We start from the raw sequence: 21,220 nt of genomic DNA, 5'->3' as shown, positions 1-21,220 counted from the left end.
TCGCCAGGCTTTTAATTTAAAAAAGCCCACTCTGATGAGTGGGCTTTTTTGCATCTAAAGGGCATAACCTAGCATGTTGTTATCCCTTCTGACATACCCTAGCTTATTCGTGTGAATAGCATGACTCGAGGGTTTGAACTCGCCTAGCTTTTAAAGTCGAATTGTGTAGAGTTGCAATCGGCTAGATTTTGAGTGTTATCGAAGCCTCTAATTGTTCATACAGAGACGACGGTCTTTCTTTTATTTCCGTAGATTGAATTATAAAAGTGCGCATTAAAGTCACTGTTATTAGATGGTACGATACCAAACCTCTGAGTATATATTGCTTTGCCTTTTGACATTTAATGTCGGTCTTTTTTAGAGAGATTAAAATACGAGCTGTATGCCTTTTTAAGGGCTAAGGATGATCATACAATGGTCTTATACTTTCTTGATATCATGGCGCTCTCAGTCCTTTGTGGCGAGTCTAGGCGTCATTTTTCTCCTTGACTGACGATACTTTTTATCTAGTTTAATGCAATGTGCTTGATGCAGAATTGAGGTCATGATTTTAAGAGCAAAGTAATAAAAAGGGGTGAGTCATTGCCGACTCACCCCTTTTTACAAAGATACGTTATAAATCTATTAGTTCATGCCGTATTTTTTAAGCTTTTTGCGAAGAGTACCGCGGTTGATACCCATCATTGTTGCTGCGCGAGTTTGGTTGCCGCGAGTGTATTGCATAATGGTATCTAGTAGTGGTTGTTCAACTTCAGCTAGAACTAATTCATATAGTTCTGTTACTTCCTGACCGTTTAATTGGGCTAGGTAGTTTTTAAGAGACGCTTTAACAGAGTCACGTAAAGGTTTTTGCGTAATCTGGTCTTGTGACGTTACTGTAGTTACTGTTAATGCTTCTGAAGTCAGATTTTGTTCGAACATATTCGGTCTAGCTCTTCTCTTAATTATGATGCAACGTTATCAAAATAACCTTCTAACGCCTCAAGTTGCAATTCTGCTGCGTCGATAGCGTTGAAGGTACGGCGAAACTCACTTGCTTGCTCATGTTCTTTTAGGTACCAGCCTACGTGCTTACGCGCGATTCGCGGGCCTAAGAACTCACCATAGAAGTCATGTAGAGCATTAACATGACCAAGCATAATGGCTTTCACTTCCTCACTAGGAAGTTCACCCATTGTGGTGCCGTTTTCCAAATAGTGATGGATTTCCTGAAAAATCCAAGGACGGCCTTGGGCAGGGCGTCCAATCATTAAAGCATCAGCACCGGTGTACTCCAGTACAAACTTTGCTTTTTCCGGGCTATCGATATCACCGTTTGCGATAACCGGAATGGATATAGCTTGTTTCACTGCTTTAATGCTGTCGTATTCGGCCTCACCTTTGTACATACACGCTTTTGTTCTGCCGTGGAGAGCAAGAGCTTGTATGCCGCAGCTTTCGGCTAATTTAGCGATTTGGACACAGTTTTTGTTGTCTGTATCCCAACCTGTCCGGGTTTTTAACGTCACAGGTACGTCTACTGCTTTTACTACCGCAGTCAAAATCTGTTCGATAATGTCTGGATATTGAAGTAAGGCAGAACCGGCAAGCTTTTTATTCACTTTCTTTGCTGGGCAACCCATGTTGATATCGATGATTTGTGCACCGTTTTCAACACTAAACTGAGCTGCATCAGCCATAAGCTGTGGATCGGCACCTGCAATTTGTACAGAGCGAATGCCCGATTCACCTTCATGTACCATGCGTTGTTTCGATTTTGACGTTCCCCACAGTTTCGGGTTGGCAGACATCATTTCACTGACTGCCATACCGGCACCATAACGAAGACACAACTCGCGAAACGGTCTATCCGTTACACCAGCCATTGGGGCTACGATTAGATTGTTTTTAAGTTGATAGTTTCCGATTTTCAAAACGTCATCACAGTTCTGTTCCAGCAAGGGCGCGCATTTTACGCATTTTTTCACTGTGTGAAAAGACTAATATTTGAGCATTTACAAATTGTTTGTGAAATTGCATAAAATTCAGTCAATTAAATTTTAAAATCGTAATCATTTTTGCTTCTTGCCAGAGATACGACACCACTCGTTTTGTTCGATAATTGGGTCGATATCAAGATCATCACGATAGTAGTTCGCTACGTCTTCGGCTTGAGTATCTAATACGCCTGACATCGCTAACTCACCACCAGGTTTCACTAAGCTTTTAATGACAGGAGCGAGCTCTCTTAATGGGCCAGCAAGGATATTGGCAACGACGACGTCTGCCACTAGGCCTTGAGGCTGATTCTGAGGAAGATAGACTTCTAATTTATCTGCGACGCCATTGCGCTGTGCGTTATCCAAAGAAGCTTGTAGAGCTTGTGGATCGATATCAACCCCGATCACCTGTTGTGCCCCTAGTTTGATGGCAGCAATGGCGAGAATGCCAGAACCACAGCCAAAGTCGATAACCGTCTTTCCTGATAGGTCAAGGCTCTCTAGCCATTCAAGACATAATGCTGTTGTTGGGTGAGTACCTGTGCCAAAAGCAAGGCCAGGGTCAAGCATAACATTGACTGCTTGTGGATCGGGTACTTCACGCCAACTTGGGCAAATCCATAGACGTTCGCCAAATTTCATTGGGTGGAAGTTCTCCATCCATTCACGTTCCCAGTCTTTATCTTCGAGCTGTTCAACTTTGTAGGCAAAGTCACTCGCGAGAAGTTGGCTTGCTTTAATTTGACTAACAATAAAGTCAGTATCCGCTTCAGCATCATACAGTGCCAGAATATCAGTATCGCCCCACAAACGAGTTTCACCAGGGAGAGGTTCGAATACTGGAGTGTCTTGTGCATCTAGAAATGTCACAGATAACGCACCTGTCTCTTCCATTAGCATGTCGCCGATTTGTTCAGCGTTCTCATTGGTCGCGTTAAGTTTGATTTGAATCCAAGGCATGTATTTATTCGCTTTTTTGGTTAGCTATGGTTAAGGAGGCCGATTCTAACAGTTCTTGTAGATCTGTTGAAGTATATTGGTTGATTTTTAAACGACTAAGTAAGCGCAGAAAGATTATAAAAATGCGTTATGTTCAAGGTGCTCGTCTTAAAGAACACCTTGGATCATGCAAAGGAGGGCATACGAAATAATGAGAACTAAAGCACTAGATGGCTTTTATTGGTCTTTCGTTAGGTTTGTAATAACTGCCGAGTAAAAATGTAATTAAGCCAATAATCATAGTCGGTACAATTGCGTGTATACCGCCAAGGTTGGGTTTAAACCAAACCAAACAAAGGTAGCAGGTCAGTCCAACACTCATAGAAGCTAAAGCCCCAATCGCGGAGGCTTTTCTCCAATAGAGCCCCATAATAAGTGGCCATAAAAATACCGCTTGCATTCCACCTAATGCGACTAGGTTGAGCCAGATGATCATTTCAGGAGGATTCAATGCAGCAAAAAAGACGAGAATAGAAAATATCACGGAAATCCATATCGAAAGCTTCGACAGCTTTCGGTTGGCATTCGTTTCTGCAGTCATTTTAGGATTAAGGTAGTTAATATATAAATCCTTGAGTAGTGTCGCGGATGCTTGAATGAGCTGTGAATCAATCGTTGACATGATCGCTGCCATTGGGCCTGCTAAAAAGAGACCTGCAACGATAGGAGATAGTACGGTTATCATAAGTGTTGGCATAATTTGGTCCGGGCTTGCTATGTCTGGCACGATGGCACGACCTAACGCCCCTGCGAGGTGCATGCCAAACATAAGGAAGGCAACCATGATCGTACTGATCACCATACCACGATGTAATGATGCACTGGATTGGTAAGAGATACACCTCACGGCTGCATGAGGGAGACCAATGACCCCAAAACAGACTAATATCCAAAAACTCAACATCATAGGTTGGTTGAGAAACTGGTTTGGTCCGTAAGGTGAAATAAGCGCTGGATCAATGGTATGTAGTCCTTGGATCAATTCACCGACACTTCCACCTGCTTGAACGATCCCATATAGTAAAGCGACAGTGCCAATGATCATCATGATCCCTTGTAATGTGTCGGTCATTACTACGGCTCTGAAGCCACCAATAGTGGTATATAAACCAACAGTCAGTGAGAAAATCATCAGACCTTGAGTGTATGAAAGTCCAGTCACTGTTTGTAATAACCTTGCTCCACCAATAAATTGCACGACCATGGTGGCGAAGAAAGCCAATAATAACGCTAATGAAGCGAAGATCACCACGGCACGGTTTTGGTAACGAGCATAGAGCATATCGTTAAGGGTGATCGCGTTATGTCGTCTTGCCTCAATAGCAAATTTTTTGCCGAGTACACCGAGGGTTAACCAAGCTGCAGGTAATTGTATCATCGCAAGTAATACCCAACCCAATCCCATTTGATAGGCGGCTCCTGGTCCACCAATAAATGAACTGGCACTGGCATAAGTTGCTGCGAGTGTCATGGCAAGCACGAAGCCTCCCATACTGCGATTACCGATTAAATGTTCAGTTAAAAAATCGTTGCTCTTTTTTTTATGACGTCTCGAGTACAAAGCCAATGCAAACACTGCAAAAAGATAGAGGGCTAGAGGGAGCAGTAGCTCAGTGTTCATTATCATCCTCCGTAATATCGAGAGGCATATCTTGAAAAAGGTAGCGCACCATCAGGGCACATAAGAGGCTGAAAATAAGTGGGCCTAAAATACAGGCAAGTAAAAACCATAGAGGAAATCCAAAGTAGAGTTCTGGTGCTTCTGATGAGTTTGGTTCTGGTGCGATGACGTAGGCGGATAAATACCACCAAACAAAGTAAGCGAGTGCTAAAGCGCATGACCATTTGGCCTCTTTATGTGCTTGATGATAGCGCTCTGATAGAGTTTTCATTGATTGAGTCCAATTGTATCGAGTGATTAACGTTCAATGTTGCGTTATACCCAAATCGTGTTCGTTATGTGATGTTAATGCTTCTCCATTCACAAGGCTGATATTGATTTTTTTGTCGGTATATGTATTCGTTTTTATTCGTTTATGTATTAAGAAAAGCTCACTATTTTGGCAAAACTAAGCGTCCAGTACTAGAAGTGAAAGCCTATTTTTAAGGATGATGGATGCGGTTTTTGATTTGTGTTTTGAGCAGGAGAAATCTCGATTAGGTGGGTATTAAAAAAAAATAAAATGGGCTGCAAGTTGCAGCCCATTTTGAACAAGAAAAAATGAGTGCTTATTGAAGGCCTAGCTTCTTCTCTAGATAGTGAATGTTTGCACCACCGTGTTGGAAGTTCTCATCATTCATGATCGACTCTTGAAGAGTAATATTGGTTTTAATACCTTCAATAATCATTTCGCTGAGTGCATTTTTCATGCGTGAAATTGCAACGTCACGATTTTCGCCAAATGTGATCAGCTTGCCGATCATTGAGTCGTAGTGTGGAGGAACCGTGTAACCTGTGTAAATGTGAGATTCCCAACGAACACCCATTCCACCTGGTGGATGGAAACGCTCAATTTTACCAGGGGAAGGCAAGAAGCGCTCAGGATCTTCAGCATTGATACGGCATTCAATCGCATGACCACGGATCTTAATGTCATCTTGGGTAAAAGACAGTGGTTGACCTGCTGCAACACGAAGCTGCTCTTTGATTAGGTCTACACCTGTGACCATCTCTGTTACTGGATGCTCAACCTGAATTCGTGTATTCATTTCAATGAAGTAGAATTCCCCGTTTTCGTACAAGAATTCAAATGTACCAGCACCGCGGTAACCAATCTCGATACACGCACGAGTACAACGTTCACCGATGTATTTACGCATTTCTTCAGTGATACCTGGGGCAGGTGCCTCTTCTACAACTTTTTGATGACGACGTTGCATCGAGCAATCACGCTCACCAAGATGAATCGCACCACCTTGACCATCTGCAATGATTTGGACTTCAACGTGACGAGGGTTTTCTAGGAACTTTTCCATGTAAACGACGTCATTATTGAAGGCCGCTTTTGCTTCTGCACGAGTCATTGCAATCGCTTGAATAAGATCTGCTTCTGAACGGACTACACGCATACCACGACCGCCGCCGCCGCCAGATGCTTTTATGATTACTGGATAGCCAATACGTTTAGCATGAGCTTTGTTTTTGGTTTCATCGTCGTCGAGTGGACCGTCAGAACCTGGTACACAAGGAACGCCCGCTTTTTTCATCGCATTGATGGCTGAAACTTTGTCACCCATCATACGGATGGTCTCTGCTTTGGGACCAACGAAAATGAAGCCGCTACGTTCTACTTGCTCTGCAAAGTCTGCATTTTCAGAGAGGAAACCGTAGCCTGGGTGAATCGCAATAGCTCCTGTTACTTCGGCAGCAGAAATGATGCGAGGAATATTTAGGTAACTGTCGATGCCACGCGCTGGACCGATACAGACGGTTTCATCAGCAAGAAGGACGTGTTTTAGATCGCGGTCCGCTGTTGAGTGTACAGCGACTGTTTTGATACCTAACTCTTTACAAGCGCGAAGAATACGAAGTGCAATTTCACCTCGGTTCGCGATGACTACTTTATCTAGCATAAGGCGAGCCCCGCTTATTCGATTACAACGAGTGGTTGGTCGAATTCAACTGGTTGGCCGTCTTCAACTAGGATTGCTGTGACAACACCTGATTTGTCAGCTTCAATCTGGTTCATCATTTTCATTGCTTCAACAATGCATAGAGTATCGCCAGCTGTTACGCTTTGGCCTACTTCAACGAAAGCTTTTGCATCTGGGCTTGGAGAGCGATAGAACGTTCCCACCATTGGAGAAAGAACCTGATGACCAGCTGGTGTTGCTGGTGTAGCCGCTGGGGCCTCTGTTGCTGGAGACGCAGTAGGTGCTACTGGTGCAGGCGCTGCAACAGGAGCTGCTGCATATTGAATAGGTGCTGCTGTAGCCGGAGCGTTACGACTGATACGTACCGATTCTTCGCCTTCAGAGATTTCGAGTTCAGCAATGCCAGACTCTTCAACTAATTCGATCAGTTTTTTGATTTTACGAATATCCATCTTTTCTTTCTCTTTTATCTTGTGATTAAGACAACCCTACAGGCTGCAGAGCATGTGGCCTATTTTATCTGCAATTTTGCTATAGCTGCAGACAGAGCGAACTCATAGCCTTGTGCGCCTAAGCCACAGATCACTCCTTCTGCTTTATCAGACAGATAAGAGTGATGACGAAATGGCTCACGTGCATGAACGTTCGATAGGTGTACTTCTATAAATGGGATAGCGACACCAAGTAATGCATCACGCAGCGCGACACTTGTGTGAGTAAAAGCTGCTGGGTTGATGATAATAAAGTCCACTTTGCCATGAGCGGCATGAATGGCTTCGATTAATTGGTACTCTCGATTTGACTGAAGATGCTCTAGTTCGAATCCCGAGCTGTGAGCTTGCTCAGTTAAAGTCGCAACAATCTGTGCTAGGGTACGGTTACCGTAATGTGTTGGCTCGCGTAGACCTAATAGGTTAAGGTTTGGTCCATTTAGGACAAGAATCCGTGACTTTGCAGACATTGTGTTGCTATCTTCCTATATCGTGAGTGGAGCGTTAATATTCCCAAATATACGATAATTCGCAACGGTTTTTCTGTGGAAACCGCACAAATTCTAAAAAATAGACCAAGATTATAGCTAATTCACAGCAATTAGCAGCAAATTACTGGTCTAATCACCCTGATTGTTGTCGTGTTTGTGCAACGAAGTGAACAAAAATGAGAGGATGTTCTAGAAGTTGGTTGCCGAAATTTGACGACTAAAAAATAAGCCGCCCATGTATAGGCGGCTCAAAACTAAGCGTTTATCAAGTGAATTACTAGGCGAGCTCTGCTTTTTCTGCAATCAGCTTTTCAACCACGCTTGGATCAGCAAGTGTTGAGGTATCACCGAGATTACTGGTATCACCTGTGGCAATTTTACGCAGAATACGACGCATGATCTTTCCTGAGCGAGTCTTTGGTAATGAATCGGTCCAGTGCAACACATCCGGTGTGGCGATAGGGCCAATTTCTTTGCGGACCCAGTCTTTAACATCTTTGTGCAGTTCAGCCGATGGGAATTCTCCATCATTTAGGGTGACGTAGGCATAAATGGCTTGGCCTTTGATATCATGAGGAATACCCACAATCGCCGCTTCTGCAATTTTATTATGTGCAACCAACGCAGACTCTATTTCTGCTGTGCCCATTCTATGACCTGATACATTGAGAACATCATCGACTCGGCCTGTTATCCAGTAGTACCCATCTTGGTCACGACGTGCGCCATCACTGGTAAAGTACATACCTTTAAATGTTGAAAAATAAGTCTGCTCAAAGCGCTCATGGTCACCGTAAACGGTACGCATTTGGCCCGGCCAAGAATCAAGAATAACTAAATTCCCCTCTGCGGCGGTCTCTTCAATAATATTTCCTAAGTTATCGACTAAGGCGGGCTGAATACCAAAGAATGGTCGAGTTGCTGAACCTGGTTTTAGATCGGTTGCACCTGGTAAAGGAGCAATTAGGATGCCACCCGTTTCAGTTTGCCACCAAGTATCCACAATCGGGGATTTTTCATTACCAATGGTCTTGTAATACCATTCCCAAGCTTCAGGGTTAATCGGTTCACCGACTGAACCCATTATACGTAGGCTTGAGCGTGTCGTTCCAGCGACGGCTTCGTTGCCTTTGGCCATCAGTGCTCGGATCGCAGTGGGGGCGGTGTAAAGGATATTCACCTGATGTTTGTCGACCACTTCACTCATACGGGCAGTACTTGGATAATTCGGCACGCCTTCGAACAGAACTGTTTTCGCACCATTGGCGAGAGGTCCGTAAATAAGGTAGGTATGGCCCGTTATCCAACCGACATCCGCCGTACACCAGAAAGTTTCTCCCGGTTGATAGTCGAAGACATATTTAAAGGTCATGGTTGCGTAAACGAGATAGCCACCAGTCGTATGTAAGACGCCTTTTGGTTTACCTGTTGAGCCAGAAGTATAAAGAATAAACAGAGGATCTTCTGCTTTCATTTCTTCTGGTGGACACACATCCGAAACCACTGCCGTTGCTTCGTGCCACCAGACATCACGGTGCTCATGCCAATCGATGTCACCGCCAGTGCGTTTTAGCACGATAACTTTTTTGATGGTGTTTACTTCAGGGTTAGTCAGTGCTTCATCGACATTTTTCTTTAATGGTACAGCGCGGCCGCCTCTTACACCTTCGTCTGCGGTAATTACCACTTTTGCATCTGAGTCGATAATGCGGCCAGATAAGGCTTCTGGTGAGAAACCACCAAAGACGACAGTATGAACCGCACCAATACGAGTACAAGCGAGCATGGCGATGGCGGCTTCAGGTACCATCGGCATGTAGAGGCAAACAACATCACCTTTAGCAACGCCTTGCTCTTTAAGTGCATTTGAAAATTTACATACCTCTTGGTGAAGCTGCTTAAAGGTCAGTGTCTTGTCATCTTGTGGGTCATCACCTTCCCATATAATGGCCACGTCATCTCCACGTTCTGCAAGGTGGCGGTCAATACAGTTGGCTGAGACATTAAGTGTGCCATCTTCAAACCATCGAATGTCAACATGACCGGTGTCGAAAGACGCATTTTTGACTTGAGTGAATGGTTTAATCCAATCAACGATTTTTCCATGTTCACCCCAAAATTTTTCAGGCTCGCTAACTGATTGCTGATACATATTCAGATACGTATCATTATCCGCATGGGTATGACTTTTAATATTCTCTTTTACCGGATAAACGTGAGCTTCGCTCATGGCTTCTCTCCTTGTGCCTTGTACGCTTTTTTCAAGTGATCATTTAAATCACAGGAATAATTTTATGATGCAGTATTACCCACTGTCCGTTACTGTACGGAGTTATACAATTAGACTTTAGGATGAGAGTGATGTGTGTACGGGAAATCAGTTGATATAAAGGTAATTATGGGATTTGGGTCTAAATGTATTCAATTTCAACAAGGCAAGATATCTAAGAAGTGTCTATCTCAATCATATTGCGTATTGTTGGATCTGTCTCAAGTCGCTTGATATTTCCATTGGGGAAACAATATGTTGCCAACACTTCTCTTTTTGTACCTAATAAAACCGTCATAATTAATTGCCCACAATGTGTAGGGCTTGTTTAGCAATGTTAGGATGTCTTTGATGTTAACACCTTCACCCTATGCTTGGGTTTCTCAGTACTTTATTGGGTTCTTTTTTGCTTATGGCGTTTACCTGCCATTTTGGTCTCTATGGTTTGAGAAGCAGGGTATTTCACCTGCAGACATAGGCCTTCTCGTCGGTCTTGGCTTGGCAACTCGTTGCGTCGCTAATTTGACTCTTACACCAAGGTTACATAGAGTTGAAAACTTATTACCAGCCCTACGTTACTTAAGTTTATTGGCGTTACTTTTTGTCGGTTGCCATTTTCTAGTTGGCAGTAACTTTTGGCTTATGGCTTTGGTCACCATCTTGTTTAACAGTTGTTGTGGCCCGATTGTGCCTGTGTCTGATGCCGTGGTGAATTACTACGCACGCTTGAAGATGCTGGATTATGGTCAAACACGACTATGGGGTTCGATTGCCTTTATTTTGGGCTCTACTGCTGTTGGTTATCTAATCACGGCGTATGGATCTGACGTGATTTTGTATACCGCTATATTCGGACTTTTCATCTCGTTTGTGTTAGCTATGCGCTACGTTAACCCTATGCCGATGACTAAAAGTCAGTACTCTCAAGAACGACCGAGATTATCGGTGCTATTAAGTGATCGTGCGACCGTCAAGTTTTTATGCTTAGTAGCCCTGATTCAAGGTAGCCACGCAGCTTACTATGGTTTTAGTGCGATTTACTGGCAAGCATCGGGCATTTCCGCAGAAATGATTGGCTATCTTTGGAGTTTAGGTGTTGCTGCTGAAATCGCTATTTTTGCCTTGAGCAAACGTCTATTTGCTGGTTGGTCCATACGAAGCTTATTTATTATGGCTGCGTTTGGTGTGATATTGCGTTGGGGGATGACGGCCATGAGTACCGCAATGTGGGTCTTAGTGTTGGTACAACTCCTTCATGGTATTACCTTTGCTGTTGCACATATCGCGGCAATTCAATATATCCAGCACGCAGCGGAAAACAAAGTGGTTGTGTTACAAGCTCTTTATAACGCCATTCCATTGGGTGGTTTTATTGCTTTGATGACGATTCTAAGTGGCCGACTGTATGAGGTATGGGGAGGGAACGTTTTCTGGTTGATGGCAGCGATGGGCGCTTTAGCGTTAATGATTAAGTTAGAACCACAGAGGAAGGGTGACTCTATTATTGATTTATCTAAACCTTCTCAGGGAGCAGATAACCCTACTTCTGTGACCGGCATAAAAGACTAACTTTTGTGTCAATTAAAAAAGCAGTGTTAAATGAAACCTCTCCTGTTTGGGGAGGTTTTTTTATTAGAAAAATGGCAAGGAAAGCGCATGCAAGGATGGCTGGTGGTTCCCGTTTCGTTAGTGTATTTGGGAGTTCTATTTTTAATTGCTTGGTATGGTGATAGGAATAAACAATGGCTATCAGGTTGGCGGCCTTGGATCTATAGCCTATCGATAGCAGTTTATTGTACGTCATGGACTTTTTACGGCACGGTTGGGCAGGCCAGTGCCAATCCTTGGTCCTTTTTACCCATCTATATTGCGCCTATCTTAGTTTTCACTATAGGTTGGCGTTTGCTCGCCCGATTGATCTTAATTGCTAAGCGAGAACATATCACTTCGATCGCTGATTTTATTGCTGCTCGCTACGGCAAGTCACAAGGGGTAGCGGTTGTTGTTACGTTAATTGCGGTTGCTGGAATCTTACCATATATTGCCTTGCAGCTACGCGGTATCACCATGGGGTTGGAAATTATTGCGCCTGATCTGATTAACCATGAGCAGCATCAAGAAGGCCACATTTCGTTGTTTGTTGTGGGTGCAATGGCTATATTTACCATGTTTTTCGGTACTCGTCATATTGATGCAACGGAACATCACCGTGGGATGATGATGGCGATTGCCTTTGAATCGGTACTTAAGCTGGTCGCATTTTTAGTGGTTGGGGTGTTTATTGTTTGGCTAGCTTTTAACACCGAAAGTATCAATTTAGCGGAGGTCGCCACGCAAACTTATCAGTCGCCTAACGTTGCTACCTTGATGATTCATATTGTTTTAACCGCCCTAGCCATCGTGTGTTTACCGCGTCAGTTTCATACCATGGTGGTTGAAAATGAACGACCTCAAGATCTCCATGTTGCGCGTAGGTTATTTCCTTTGTACTTAGTATTGATGGGGGCTTTTGTGCTTCCTGTCGCTTGGGTCGGGCAAAGTTTGTTAGCCCCTGACTTAGCTGAGAATTACGTGATCAGTGTGCCGATGGCGGTTGGTGCGGATCATATTGCCTTATTGGCCTTTTTAGGTGGGACCTCAGCGGCCAGTGGGATGGTTATTGTATCAACGATTGCACTAGCGATTATGGTGTCTAATGATTTAGTGATGCCTCTTATTTTGCGCCGTTTCAAACTGTCTCAGCACAGCCATCATGATATTTCAGATCTGCTGCTACGAATTCGCCGTGGCTTAATTTTATTACTGCTTTTAGGGGCATGGTTGGTTTATCAGGCTCTAGATGGTATTCATTCACTGTCTACGATTGGCTTTCTGTCCTTTGCTGCGATCACTCAGTTTGCTCCTTCACTGATTGGCGGGATGTACTGGCGCCAAGGTAATAAAAAAGGTGTCTACGTCGGGTTATTCGTCGGTTTTACCTTGTGGCTAATTACGTTGCTCAACCAAGCTAATATGCTGGTGGGGGAAGCTGAAAATAATGGCTTAATCTGGTTAATCACCCCTCCTGAATGGCTTGCAGGTTTTGATATCACTTGTTCGGACTGGGGAATGATTCTGAGTGTTGGTGCGAATGCACTGTGTTTTATCATCGTGTCTTTAATGACAAGGGCAAGTGTAAGTGAGCGCTTACAATCTGCCTCTTTTATCGGTATCGGTTTAGCGGAAAGTGAAAATATTAGCCTGTATCAAAGTCGAGTGACGGTGAATGAATTGGAAATGTTGGCTTCTCGTTTTGTTGGCCGAGAGCGTATGAAGTCAGCATTTCAAACCTATTGGAAGGAACATGGCCAGATCCTCCAATCTAGCCAGCAAGCTCCGTCGAGTTTGATTCGTCATACTGAACGCGTGCTAGCTGGTGTATTTGGAGCCTCTTCCTCTAAGTTAGTACTTACTTCTGCTCTGAAAGGAAAAAACATGCGGCTTGAAGAGGTCGCGACGATAGTTGATGAAGCCTCGGAATTGTACGATTTTAGCCGAGGTCTGTTGCAAGGTGCGATAGAACACATAGGTCAGGGCATCGCGGTCGTGGATAAGCAACTCAGACTGGTAGCGTGGAATCAGCGTTATCTTGAATTGTTCGTTTTTCCTCCGGGTCTGATTCAAGTCGGCCGCCCTATTGCTGAAGTGATCCGACACAATGCTGAGCAAGGCTTGTGTGGCCCAGGCGATCCTGAGCAGCATGTACGCCGGCGTGTAGAGCATTTAGAAAAAGGTACTCGCCATACTTCCTCTCGTATTCGACCTGATGGACGTGTGATTGAGGTGCAAGGCAATCCAATGCCAGGTGGAGGGTTTGTGATGAGCTTTACCGATATCACCGTTTTCCGTCAAGCGGAACAAACGTTGAAAGAGGCCAATGAAACCTTGGAAGAACGTGTACAAGTTCGTACTCATGAGTTGGAAGCACTGAATAAACAACTGGTGATTGCAACGCAGCGTTCTGAACAAGAATCACAATCTAAATCTCGTTTCCTTGCTGCCGTAAGTCACGACCTGATGCAACCGCTTAACGCTGCGCGTTTATTTGCCTCCTCACTATCGGAAGTGGCTAAGGATGGTGAAGTTCACCGACTTTCTTCCCATATCGAGAGTGCGTTAGGAGCCGCGGAAGATTTGATTGGTGATTTGCTGGATATTTCTCGTTTGGAGTCGGGCAAATTAGATGTGCATGCTTATGGTTTTGCCATCAATGATGTTTTGGCGAATTTGCACGCTGAATTCAGTGCTTTGGCCAAACAGCAAAATATTCAATTTTCAATGGTGTCTTCCTCATTAATGGTGAAGTCTGACCCCAAATTATTACGTCGAGTTGTACAGAACTTCTTAACCAATGCGTTTCGTTATGCGCCGAAGGGGAAGGTTGTTTTAGGTATTCGGCGTATTAAGGGTCAAGTCCGTATTGATGTTTGGGATAATGGCATGGGTATCGAACAAGAAAAACAGCAGGAGATTTTTGAAGAGTTCAGCCGAGGCACTCAAGTACGCTCTGATCAAGGGCTAGGTTTAGGGCTGGCGATTTCAAAGGGCATTGCTCAAGTATTAGGGCATCAAATTTCAATGCGTTCTTGGTTTGGTCAAGGCAGCGTGTTTTCCATTGTTTTGGACAAAGCAGAAAAGATTCAACTTGATCTCGCTCAAGAGTCAAAACGTGAGTCATCGAATGTGAGTCATTTACGAGTACTGTGTGTCGATAATGAGCCTGATATTTTGGTGGGTATGGACAATTTACTCTCTCGCTGGGGGTGTGATACCCGTCTGGCTGGCGATATTGTTGAAAGTCTAAAAATGATTGATGATGAATGGATTCCAGATGTGATTTTTTCAGATTATCGTTTGGATGATGGACGGACTGGCTTAGAAGTCTTACAGCAGTGCCGTCTACGTTTAGGTCATCGTTTCAAAGGGGTGATCATCAGTGCAGATCGGACCCATGAAGTGGTTGATGGGATTAAAGCGAACGGCTTTGACTTTGTTGCTAAGCCCGTTAAACCTCTCAAATTACGTGCGTTACTGAATCAAATGGTTTGAGGCTCTTTGTGAGCCTTTAATTCTCGGTTTCTTCAGTAAATAATGTCTCATATTTGACGAAAGGGGTCTGTGTTTCTCCGTAGTAGAGTGTGCCATTTGATTGAATGACGACACGGAGTAAACTGGCTGCTGATTGAGGCTTGTTGAGGGCAACGTACCACTGCTGGTGGCTACTATCCGCTTTAGTCATCTCAATGGGGAATGGCTGATGGTCTGGATCATCGACGATGGACAGTTTCACTCCTTCGATAGGGTAATCTGTGCTTAAAGAGAGTTGTAGCTGATCTTCGGTCAATTTCTCTGAGCGAAAGCGAACTTTAAACTCGCCATTTTTCATATCACATAGCCCACTGGTGTAACGACAGTTAGATTGACTGGCTAATTTATAACTCTGTCCAGCTTGGGCAGCATGCGGTTTTTCACTCAAAGCAAGGTCAATACCAAAATAAGCGATGACAGAAAGCAGTGGCGCAACCAATAAGGCGATAATGACGTGTTTATTTTTGAACATGCGGAACTCCTTTTACTCATGTTTTTTGGGGGAAATATCACCGCGAACGACAGCATAAAGCCCCGAGTTGGGGCTTTATGCTGTCTATTGAGGTTTAGTGACTGATTGCACCACCTGCGCCTACAGGCACACGTACTTCTTCGACAAGATCTTTCACTTCTTGTGGTGTCTCTGCAGTGACTCTTGAAACCGCAAAAGCGACTAGGAAGTTAAACCCAGCACCAATGGCGCCGAACGCATTGGGTTCAATACCAAAGAACCAGTTTTTCCCCCAACTTTGTAGGAAAGTCCAATCGGCAACAAATAAAATCCCCTTATGCTGGAATACATAGAACAGCGTCAGAGTAATGCCTGCAATCATACCAGCAATGGCGCCTTCCTTATTAATCCGTTTACTAAAGATGCCCATCATTAAAGCAGGGAAAATGGATGATGCGGCTAGCCCAAAGGCTAGGGCAACGGTTCCAGCAGCAAAGCCGGGAGGATTTAAGCCAAGGTAACCCGCCACCGCAATCGCGACCGCCATTGATATTCGGCTGGCAAGTAACTCTTTCTTCTCAGAAATATTTGGATTAATTACGCCCTTTATCAGATCATGCGAGATGGCAGACGAAATCGCTAGGAGCAAGCCTGCTGCCGTGGAGAGTGCTGCAGCTAATCCTCCAGCCGCGACTAAAGCGATAACCCAGTTAGGGAGCTGTGCAATCTCTGGGTTAGCCAGCACCATGATATCGCGATCGACTTTCAGTTCATTAGTGGCAGGATTCGACGTATATTCGATCAAACCGTCGCCATTTTTATCATCAAAGCCAAGTAAGCCCGTTTTTTCCCAATTTTTAAACCAATCTGGACGTTCATCATAAGCTAAATGCTGACCTGGGGTCGGTGTCACGGTGTCCATCAGGTTAAGGCGAGCCATAGCAGAAACAGCGGGTGCGGTGGTGTAAAGTAACGCAATAAAAACGAGCGCCCAACCAGCTGAAGTTCTTGCATCTCGAACTTTAGGCACGGTAAAGAAACGGATGATGACGTGAGGTAGGCCTGCGGTACCTATCATCAACGATAAGGTGTACACAAACATATTTAATGTATCGCCACGCACTTGTGTGGTGTATTCACTAAACCCAAGCTCAGTGACCACTTGATCGAGTCTGTCTAGCAGATAGACATCGGTCCCATTGATGGTACTGCCTAAGCCAATTTGAGGTAGAGGGTGCCCAGTCAGCTGTAAAGAAATGAAAATTGCGGGAATAGTGTAAGCAAGAATGAGTACGCAATATTGAGCAATCTGGGTGTAAGTAATGCCTTTCATGCCGCCCATAACGGCATACATGAATACAATGCACATACCAATAAGCAGTCCTGTTGCGTAGTCCACTTCAAGGAAACGGCCAAAGGCAACCCCAACCCCTTTCATCTGCCCTATAACATAAGTGACTGAGGCGATGATCAAACAAGCGACAGCGACAATTCGTGCGGCTTTGGAATAGAAACGTTCACCGACAAATTCTGGTACGGTAAATTTACCGAATTTACGCAAATAGGGAGCAAGTAATAGGGCAAGGAGAACATAGCCGCCTGTCCAACCCATTAAGAAGACAGAGCCACCGTAACCCATAAAGGCGATTAAGCCGGCCATTGAAATGAAAGACGCCGCAGACATCCAATCAGCCGCTGTTGCCATACCATTAGCAATCGGGTTAACCCCACCACCCGCGACATAAAACTCTTTGGTTGACCCTGCTCTAGCCCAGATAGCGATACCAATATAGAGCAGAAACGTCGCACCAACGACTAGGTAAGTAATTGTTTTTAGATCCATGTTAATGCCTCTACTCGTCTACGCCAAATTCACGATCGATACGACGCATTTTCCATGCGTAATAAAAGATAATGCCTAGGAAAGCATAGATTGAACCTTGCTGAGCAAACCAAAATCCAAGCTTATACCCACCTAACTGAAATTGATTAAGCTGATCGACAAATAAAATACCGCAGCCAAATGATACGACGAACCAAATGGTCATGAGTGTGATCATGAGTTTGACATTTTTATCCCAATAGGCTTTTGCTTTTTCTTTATCTTCAAATGCCATACCGTCTCCTTACGATTTACATTGATTGTTAATGAAATGTTTCATTCACTTACGTTATCAAGATAGGAAACAGAATACTTTTCAACTTTAGTCGGGATAAGAAAATACGAAAAAGCGCCCTATCAAGGGCGCTGAGTAAGAAAAGAGCGATAAGAACGATGTGAATCGTCTGTGATGTTAGCCAAAGGTCTAAAATATTTATCAGTTAATATAAAATTCTTTGATGCCAAGCAGTAAATTATTCAGTGCAACAGCGGCAAGTATTAGACCCATAACGCGGCTGATGATGGCGGCTCCGACATTACCTATGATTTTTTGAATGGTATTGGCGCCTAGAAGTAACACTAACGTTACTAGTAACACCGCCAACATCACGCCTGCCGTCATGGCTTGATCGATAACCGAGTAGCGATTATTGTCTGTCAGCATCACAATTGCCATCATGGCACCAGGCGAAGCGATCGACGGTATGGCAAGCGGATAGACAGCAAGGTCAGCCAAATCTGAATGACTGACTTCTTCACTCAATTTTTGTTCTTGTTCCGGTTTGCTCTCGCCAAAAATCATACTTAAGGCAAACAGCAGTAGCACGAGTCCACCAGCTGCTTGGAAGGCCGGAAGAGGGATTTGCATTGCTTCTAGAAGGAGCTGGCCTGCAATTAAGAAAAACAGCAAGACACCCATCGCGATCGCAACGGCTTTGAGGGCCACAAGTTGGCGTTGCTTAGCGGATAGGTGCTGAGTTTGAGAGAGGTAAACAGGTACAGAACCGACAGGATCAATGACGGCCCACAGAACAACGAATTGGGTGATGAGAATACTGAGCAAAGTATGACCTTCCTGTAGAAATGATGAATCGATACATAAAAAGCGCCATGGTGCAGCTTTTAACCTGTAACGTCAATTACTGAGTTTTGTATCACCTAGCTAAGGTAAATAACTCAACCTTGTCTCAAATCATTTTAGGAAGTGATTGAGTCAGACTCAAAGTTCTGGCTCCATTTGCTGTAAAAGGATGACCGCTTGTGTCCTGTTTTTTACCCCAAGCTTGCGGAAAATAGCCGTCATATGAGCTTTGATGGTGGCTTCTGATACATGCAGCTCATAAGCAATTTGTTTATTGAGTAATCCATCCGAAAGCATACTGAGGACTTTATATTGCTGGGGAGTAAGTGCGGCCAACTTATCGGCTAAATCATTACAAACTTCGTTGTTGGTGATCAAATCGGCAGGGAAATAGGGATCGCCGTTGAGGACTTGGTTAAGGGCATTGACCAGCTGGCGCATATCACTGGATTTAGGAATAAAACCGAAAGCTCCATGACTTTTCACTTGCGTGACGACACTGGGTTCTTCGCTGGCAGAAACAACCACAACAGGTAAGTGCGGGTAATCTGCGCGTAACTGGATAAGACCTGACATGCCGTTGGCTCCGGGCATTTTTAAGTCGAGTAATACTAGATCTGGCTCGGGTTGTTTTTCCAGCAGTTCAAGTAAAGTATTCAGGGTATCGGCTTCAAGGAGGTTGGCTCCGCTGACGGCTAAATGTACGGATTGAAAGAGAGCATTGCGGAAAAGAGGGTGATCATCGGCAATGATGATGGTGTAGGTCGAATCCATGACGTAATACACTTTTTTGACTATTTAGTTATTTGAATTATTGTCCACCTTTTAGAGGAGCGAACAATAATCAGGATTTAAAATTCTGAACCAAATCGACTTTTATTAAAAAAATGCATATGAAATGGATGGTTAAGGAGAGATGAAAGGTTAAGAGTGCGCCAGTAAGTAGTCACTGGCGCAGTAAGAGTATACCCAAGCATCTTGAGGTTACTTGGGTATATCAATTCGTTGGTTTAGAATTGAGCAATGTGTTGAAGGAAAGGTGTGGCTTGGATGAAGCCGCTTAAACGGGCTTCAGGTACCGGGTCGCCATTCGCATTCCAAAATTCAATAGTCGGTAAACCGAGCACATCCATATGTTTAAGAAGCTCGATATCCTCAACTTGGCTTTTGGTCACATCGGCTTGAAGTAGCACAAACTCAGCCAGCTTTTTTTCAACTAAGGGATCATGAAAGGTGTATTTTTCAAATTCTTTACAGGCTACACACCAATCGGCATAAAAATCCAACATGACAGGCTTTCCCGCTTGTTTGGCCAACGTCAACTGATGCTCTAGTTCAGCGATGTTAGACACACGAATAAATTCGACGCTGGTGGCTTCTGACGAGATGGCAGAGGTGGAATGGAACCAATTATTAAGCACGGGTTGCGCTGAAGCAAACAGTCCAAGGATGGCAATGATTCCGAGCGCGCTTTGTTTCCAGCCGCCAAATTCAAAGCTGTTTTTTATATGATACAGCCAACTGAAAGCAGCAAAACCTAACGCTGACCACAAGATTGTCGACCAGACTTCGGGCAAAATGCGTTCCAATAGGAAAATAGGAGCGGCGAGTAAGATAAAGCCAAACAGTGTTTTGACTCTGTCCATCCATCCCCCGGCTTTTGGGAGCAACTTATTGCCAAACACAGCAACTAGGATTAATGGGATACCCATACCCATGGCAAGAGCGTAAAGGGCGACACCACCAGTGACAAGATCGCCACTTTGTGCAACGTAAAGCAATGCACCAGAAAGTGGGGCGGTTGTGCAGGGGGAGCAGACTAATCCAGAAATGGCTCCCATAGCGAAGACACCAGCACCACTTCCACCTTGTTGTTTGTTGCTTAGGTTGTTGAGCCAAGTTTGAATGCTGCTTGGCAGTTGCAAGTTATACAAACCAAACATTGAGAGAGACAAAGTAACAAACAGTACGCTCAGGCCAATTAACACATAAGGGTGCTGCATAGCTGCCTGAAATTGAATACCAGCGGAGGCGACAACCAAGCCAAGTAACGTATAGGTGAGAGCCATGCCTTGAACATAAAGGAATGAAAGCCATAGTGCTCTGCGTTGATTGAGCTTGCCGCTACCAAGAACGATACTGGTTAAAATCGGGTACATAGGCAGAACACATGGAGTAAAAGCGAGGCCTACACCAAGGGCTAAAAAGAGCAGTGGAGTCCACCAGTTATCCGCTAAATTTGCAGCAAGACTGTTTTGTTGGGTACCTGTTTCATAGGGCGTTGTCGTTACCGATGATGAAGTGGTTGACTTTACCTCTGCTGGTTTGAGTGAGGGTACTGATGCTTCAGTCGAAGACGTTTTCTGAGTGGCGACCTCAGAGGCTTTGAACGCACTAATCGGGATGATACGAGTTTCTGGTGGATAGCAAAAACCTGCTTTCGCACAGCCTTGATACTGAACGATAACACGAGCCTCAGGCTGCCAGTTAGATAAATTAAGATTAACGAAAAGCGGTTGACTATAGATATGTACATCACCAAAGAACTCATCTTTGTGTGGGGCACCATCCTCCATTTCAATACTATCGAGAGTTACGTTTTCACTCGTAAATGATAGACGTTCTTGATAGAGGTAATAACCTTCTTTTACTTGCCAATCGAGCATCAGTTGCTGATTTTGTTGATAAGAGTTAAATGAAAATGCTTGTTCAACAGAGACAAAACCATCGTTTTGGTTGGTAAAACTGCTGGTTGGTGTACTGTTGCCTTGTTGGTCACCAAACAGGGCTAGCGTAGGCGTTGAAAAGGTCGTGAGCCCCAAGAGTAATACAGAAAATAATGCACGCATAAGAACT

Annotated in this window: 17 protein-coding genes; 2 read left to right on the top strand and 15 right to left on the bottom strand. The window is 44.3% G+C overall.

Annotated elements, in window-relative coordinates; all coding sequences use genetic code 11:
* Window positions 1-624: 624 nt before the first annotated feature.
* From fis to acs, 9 genes are all read right to left on the bottom strand, one after another.
* Window positions 625-921 carry a DNA-binding transcriptional regulator Fis gene (fis, locus tag VSA01S_RS13860; protein ID WP_000462885.1) on the bottom strand — a complete coding sequence of 99 codons (297 nt, stop codon included), beginning with the start codon at window positions 919-921 and terminating at the stop codon, window positions 625-627.
* 23 nt (window positions 922-944) lie between these two features.
* Window positions 945-1,913: a tRNA dihydrouridine synthase DusB gene (gene dusB / locus VSA01S_RS13855; protein ID WP_039979456.1), complete on the bottom strand. Its 969-nt coding sequence runs from the start codon at window positions 1,911-1,913 to the stop codon at window positions 945-947.
* Window positions 1,914-2,051: 138 nt separating this feature from the next.
* Entirely contained in the window at window positions 2,052-2,939 is an 888-nt protein-coding gene (gene prmA / locus VSA01S_RS13850) for a 50S ribosomal protein L11 methyltransferase (RefSeq protein ID WP_039979410.1), read from the bottom strand.
* 205 nt (window positions 2,940-3,144) lie between these two features.
* Window positions 3,145-4,599: a sodium/pantothenate symporter gene (panF, locus tag VSA01S_RS13845; RefSeq protein WP_039979411.1), complete on the bottom strand. Its 1,455-nt coding sequence runs from the start codon at window positions 4,597-4,599 to the stop codon at window positions 3,145-3,147.
* On the bottom strand, window positions 4,589-4,870 hold the full coding sequence (locus tag VSA01S_RS13840) for a YhdT family protein (RefSeq protein ID WP_039979412.1): 282 nt from the start codon (window positions 4,868-4,870) through the stop codon (window positions 4,589-4,591). The genes panF and VSA01S_RS13840 overlap by 11 nt, the downstream gene beginning before the upstream one ends.
* A gap of 337 nt (window positions 4,871-5,207) precedes the next feature.
* Window positions 5,208-6,551 carry an acetyl-CoA carboxylase biotin carboxylase subunit gene (gene accC / locus VSA01S_RS13835; protein WP_039979413.1) on the bottom strand — a complete coding sequence of 448 codons (1,344 nt, stop codon included), beginning with the start codon at window positions 6,549-6,551 and terminating at the stop codon, window positions 5,208-5,210.
* A gap of 14 nt (window positions 6,552-6,565) precedes the next feature.
* Window positions 6,566-7,024 (bottom strand): acetyl-CoA carboxylase biotin carboxyl carrier protein, encoded by a 459-nt coding sequence (accB, locus tag VSA01S_RS13830; RefSeq protein ID WP_039979414.1) that lies wholly within the window; start codon window positions 7,022-7,024, stop codon window positions 6,566-6,568.
* 59 nt (window positions 7,025-7,083) lie between these two features.
* Window positions 7,084-7,533 (bottom strand): type II 3-dehydroquinate dehydratase, encoded by a 450-nt coding sequence (gene aroQ, locus VSA01S_RS13825; protein ID WP_039979415.1) that lies wholly within the window; start codon window positions 7,531-7,533, stop codon window positions 7,084-7,086.
* Window positions 7,534-7,831: 298 nt separating this feature from the next.
* Window positions 7,832-9,784 carry an acetate--CoA ligase gene (gene acs, locus VSA01S_RS13820; protein ID WP_039979416.1) on the bottom strand — a complete coding sequence of 651 codons (1,953 nt, stop codon included), beginning with the start codon at window positions 9,782-9,784 and terminating at the stop codon, window positions 7,832-7,834.
* Window positions 9,785-10,174: 390 nt separating this feature from the next.
* Here acs and VSA01S_RS13815 point away from each other — a divergent pair, with 390 nt between their 5' ends.
* Together VSA01S_RS13815 and VSA01S_RS13810 are read left to right on the top strand one after the other, a co-directional pair.
* Window positions 10,175-11,392, top strand: coding sequence for a 3-phenylpropionate MFS transporter (locus VSA01S_RS13815; RefSeq protein WP_050567265.1), 1,218 nt, complete (start codon window positions 10,175-10,177; stop codon window positions 11,390-11,392).
* Window positions 11,393-11,479: 87 nt separating this feature from the next.
* Complete coding sequence (locus VSA01S_RS13810) at window positions 11,480-14,911, top strand: PAS domain-containing hybrid sensor histidine kinase/response regulator (protein ID WP_039979458.1); 3,432 nt, start codon at window positions 11,480-11,482, stop codon at window positions 14,909-14,911.
* Window positions 14,912-14,927: 16 nt separating this feature from the next.
* Here the strand turns inward: VSA01S_RS13810 and VSA01S_RS13805 are convergent, their stop codons facing one another.
* The 6 genes from VSA01S_RS13805 to VSA01S_RS13780 form a co-directional block, all read right to left on the bottom strand.
* Window positions 14,928-15,422 (bottom strand): hypothetical protein, encoded by a 495-nt coding sequence (locus VSA01S_RS13805; RefSeq protein ID WP_039979417.1) that lies wholly within the window; start codon window positions 15,420-15,422, stop codon window positions 14,928-14,930.
* Window positions 15,423-15,516: 94 nt separating this feature from the next.
* On the bottom strand, window positions 15,517-17,244 hold the full coding sequence (locus VSA01S_RS13800; protein ID WP_021710566.1) for a sodium:solute symporter family protein: 1,728 nt from the start codon (window positions 17,242-17,244) through the stop codon (window positions 15,517-15,519).
* Window positions 17,245-17,254: 10 nt separating this feature from the next.
* Entirely contained in the window at window positions 17,255-17,518 is a 264-nt protein-coding gene (locus tag VSA01S_RS13795; RefSeq protein ID WP_021710565.1) for a DUF4212 domain-containing protein, read from the bottom strand.
* 201 nt (window positions 17,519-17,719) lie between these two features.
* Window positions 17,720-18,346, bottom strand: coding sequence for a MarC family protein (locus VSA01S_RS13790; RefSeq protein ID WP_039979418.1), 627 nt, complete (start codon window positions 18,344-18,346; stop codon window positions 17,720-17,722).
* A 156-nt stretch (window positions 18,347-18,502) separates the two neighbouring features.
* Entirely contained in the window at window positions 18,503-19,138 is a 636-nt protein-coding gene (locus VSA01S_RS13785) for a response regulator transcription factor (protein WP_039979419.1), read from the bottom strand.
* A 236-nt stretch (window positions 19,139-19,374) separates the two neighbouring features.
* The gene (locus VSA01S_RS13780; protein WP_039979421.1) at window positions 19,375-21,213 is read right to left on the bottom strand and encodes a protein-disulfide reductase DsbD; all 1,839 of its coding nucleotides are present in this window, start codon (window positions 21,211-21,213) and stop codon (window positions 19,375-19,377) included.
* Window positions 21,214-21,220: the final 7 nt, after the last annotated feature.

This window comes from Vibrio sagamiensis NBRC 104589 (assembly GCF_007990935.1).
GTDB classification, from domain to species: Bacteria; Pseudomonadota; Gammaproteobacteria; order Enterobacterales; family Vibrionaceae; genus Vibrio; species Vibrio sagamiensis.
The sequence above is the reverse complement of the archived record's forward strand: the minus strand, read 5'-3'. Positions and strand labels throughout refer to the sequence as shown.

Bases quoted from the DNA above. Each gene is read 5' to 3' on its own strand.
- fis (WP_000462885.1), bottom strand. From the start codon at position 921: ATGTTCGAACAAAATCTGACTTCAGAAGCATTAACAGTAACTACAGTA.
- prmA (WP_039979410.1), bottom strand. From the start codon at position 2,939: ATGCCTTGGATTCAAATCAAACTTAACGCGACCAATGAGAACGCTGAA.
- panF (WP_039979411.1), bottom strand. From the start codon at position 4,599: ATGAACACTGAGCTACTGCTCCCTCTAGCCCTCTATCTTTTTGCAGTG.
- VSA01S_RS13840 (WP_039979412.1), bottom strand. From the start codon at position 4,870: ATGAAAACTCTATCAGAGCGCTATCATCAAGCACATAAAGAGGCCAAA.
- accC (WP_039979413.1), bottom strand. From the start codon at position 6,551: ATGCTAGATAAAGTAGTCATCGCGAACCGAGGTGAAATTGCACTTCGT.
- accB (WP_039979414.1), bottom strand. From the start codon at position 7,024: ATGGATATTCGTAAAATCAAAAAACTGATCGAATTAGTTGAAGAGTCT.
- aroQ (WP_039979415.1), bottom strand. From the start codon at position 7,533: ATGTCTGCAAAGTCACGGATTCTTGTCCTAAATGGACCAAACCTTAAC.
- acs (WP_039979416.1), bottom strand. From the start codon at position 9,784: ATGAGCGAAGCTCACGTTTATCCGGTAAAAGAGAATATTAAAAGTCAT.
- VSA01S_RS13815 (WP_050567265.1), top strand. From the start codon at position 10,175: ATGTTAACACCTTCACCCTATGCTTGGGTTTCTCAGTACTTTATTGGG.
- VSA01S_RS13810 (WP_039979458.1), top strand. From the start codon at position 11,480: ATGCAAGGATGGCTGGTGGTTCCCGTTTCGTTAGTGTATTTGGGAGTT.
- VSA01S_RS13805 (WP_039979417.1), bottom strand. From the start codon at position 15,422: ATGTTCAAAAATAAACACGTCATTATCGCCTTATTGGTTGCGCCACTG.
- VSA01S_RS13800 (WP_021710566.1), bottom strand. From the start codon at position 17,244: ATGGATCTAAAAACAATTACTTACCTAGTCGTTGGTGCGACGTTTCTG.
- VSA01S_RS13795 (WP_021710565.1), bottom strand. From the start codon at position 17,518: ATGGCATTTGAAGATAAAGAAAAAGCAAAAGCCTATTGGGATAAAAAT.
- VSA01S_RS13785 (WP_039979419.1), bottom strand. From the start codon at position 19,138: ATGGATTCGACCTACACCATCATCATTGCCGATGATCACCCTCTTTTC.
- VSA01S_RS13780 (WP_039979421.1), bottom strand. From the start codon at position 21,213: ATGCGTGCATTATTTTCTGTATTACTCTTGGGGCTCACGACCTTTTCA.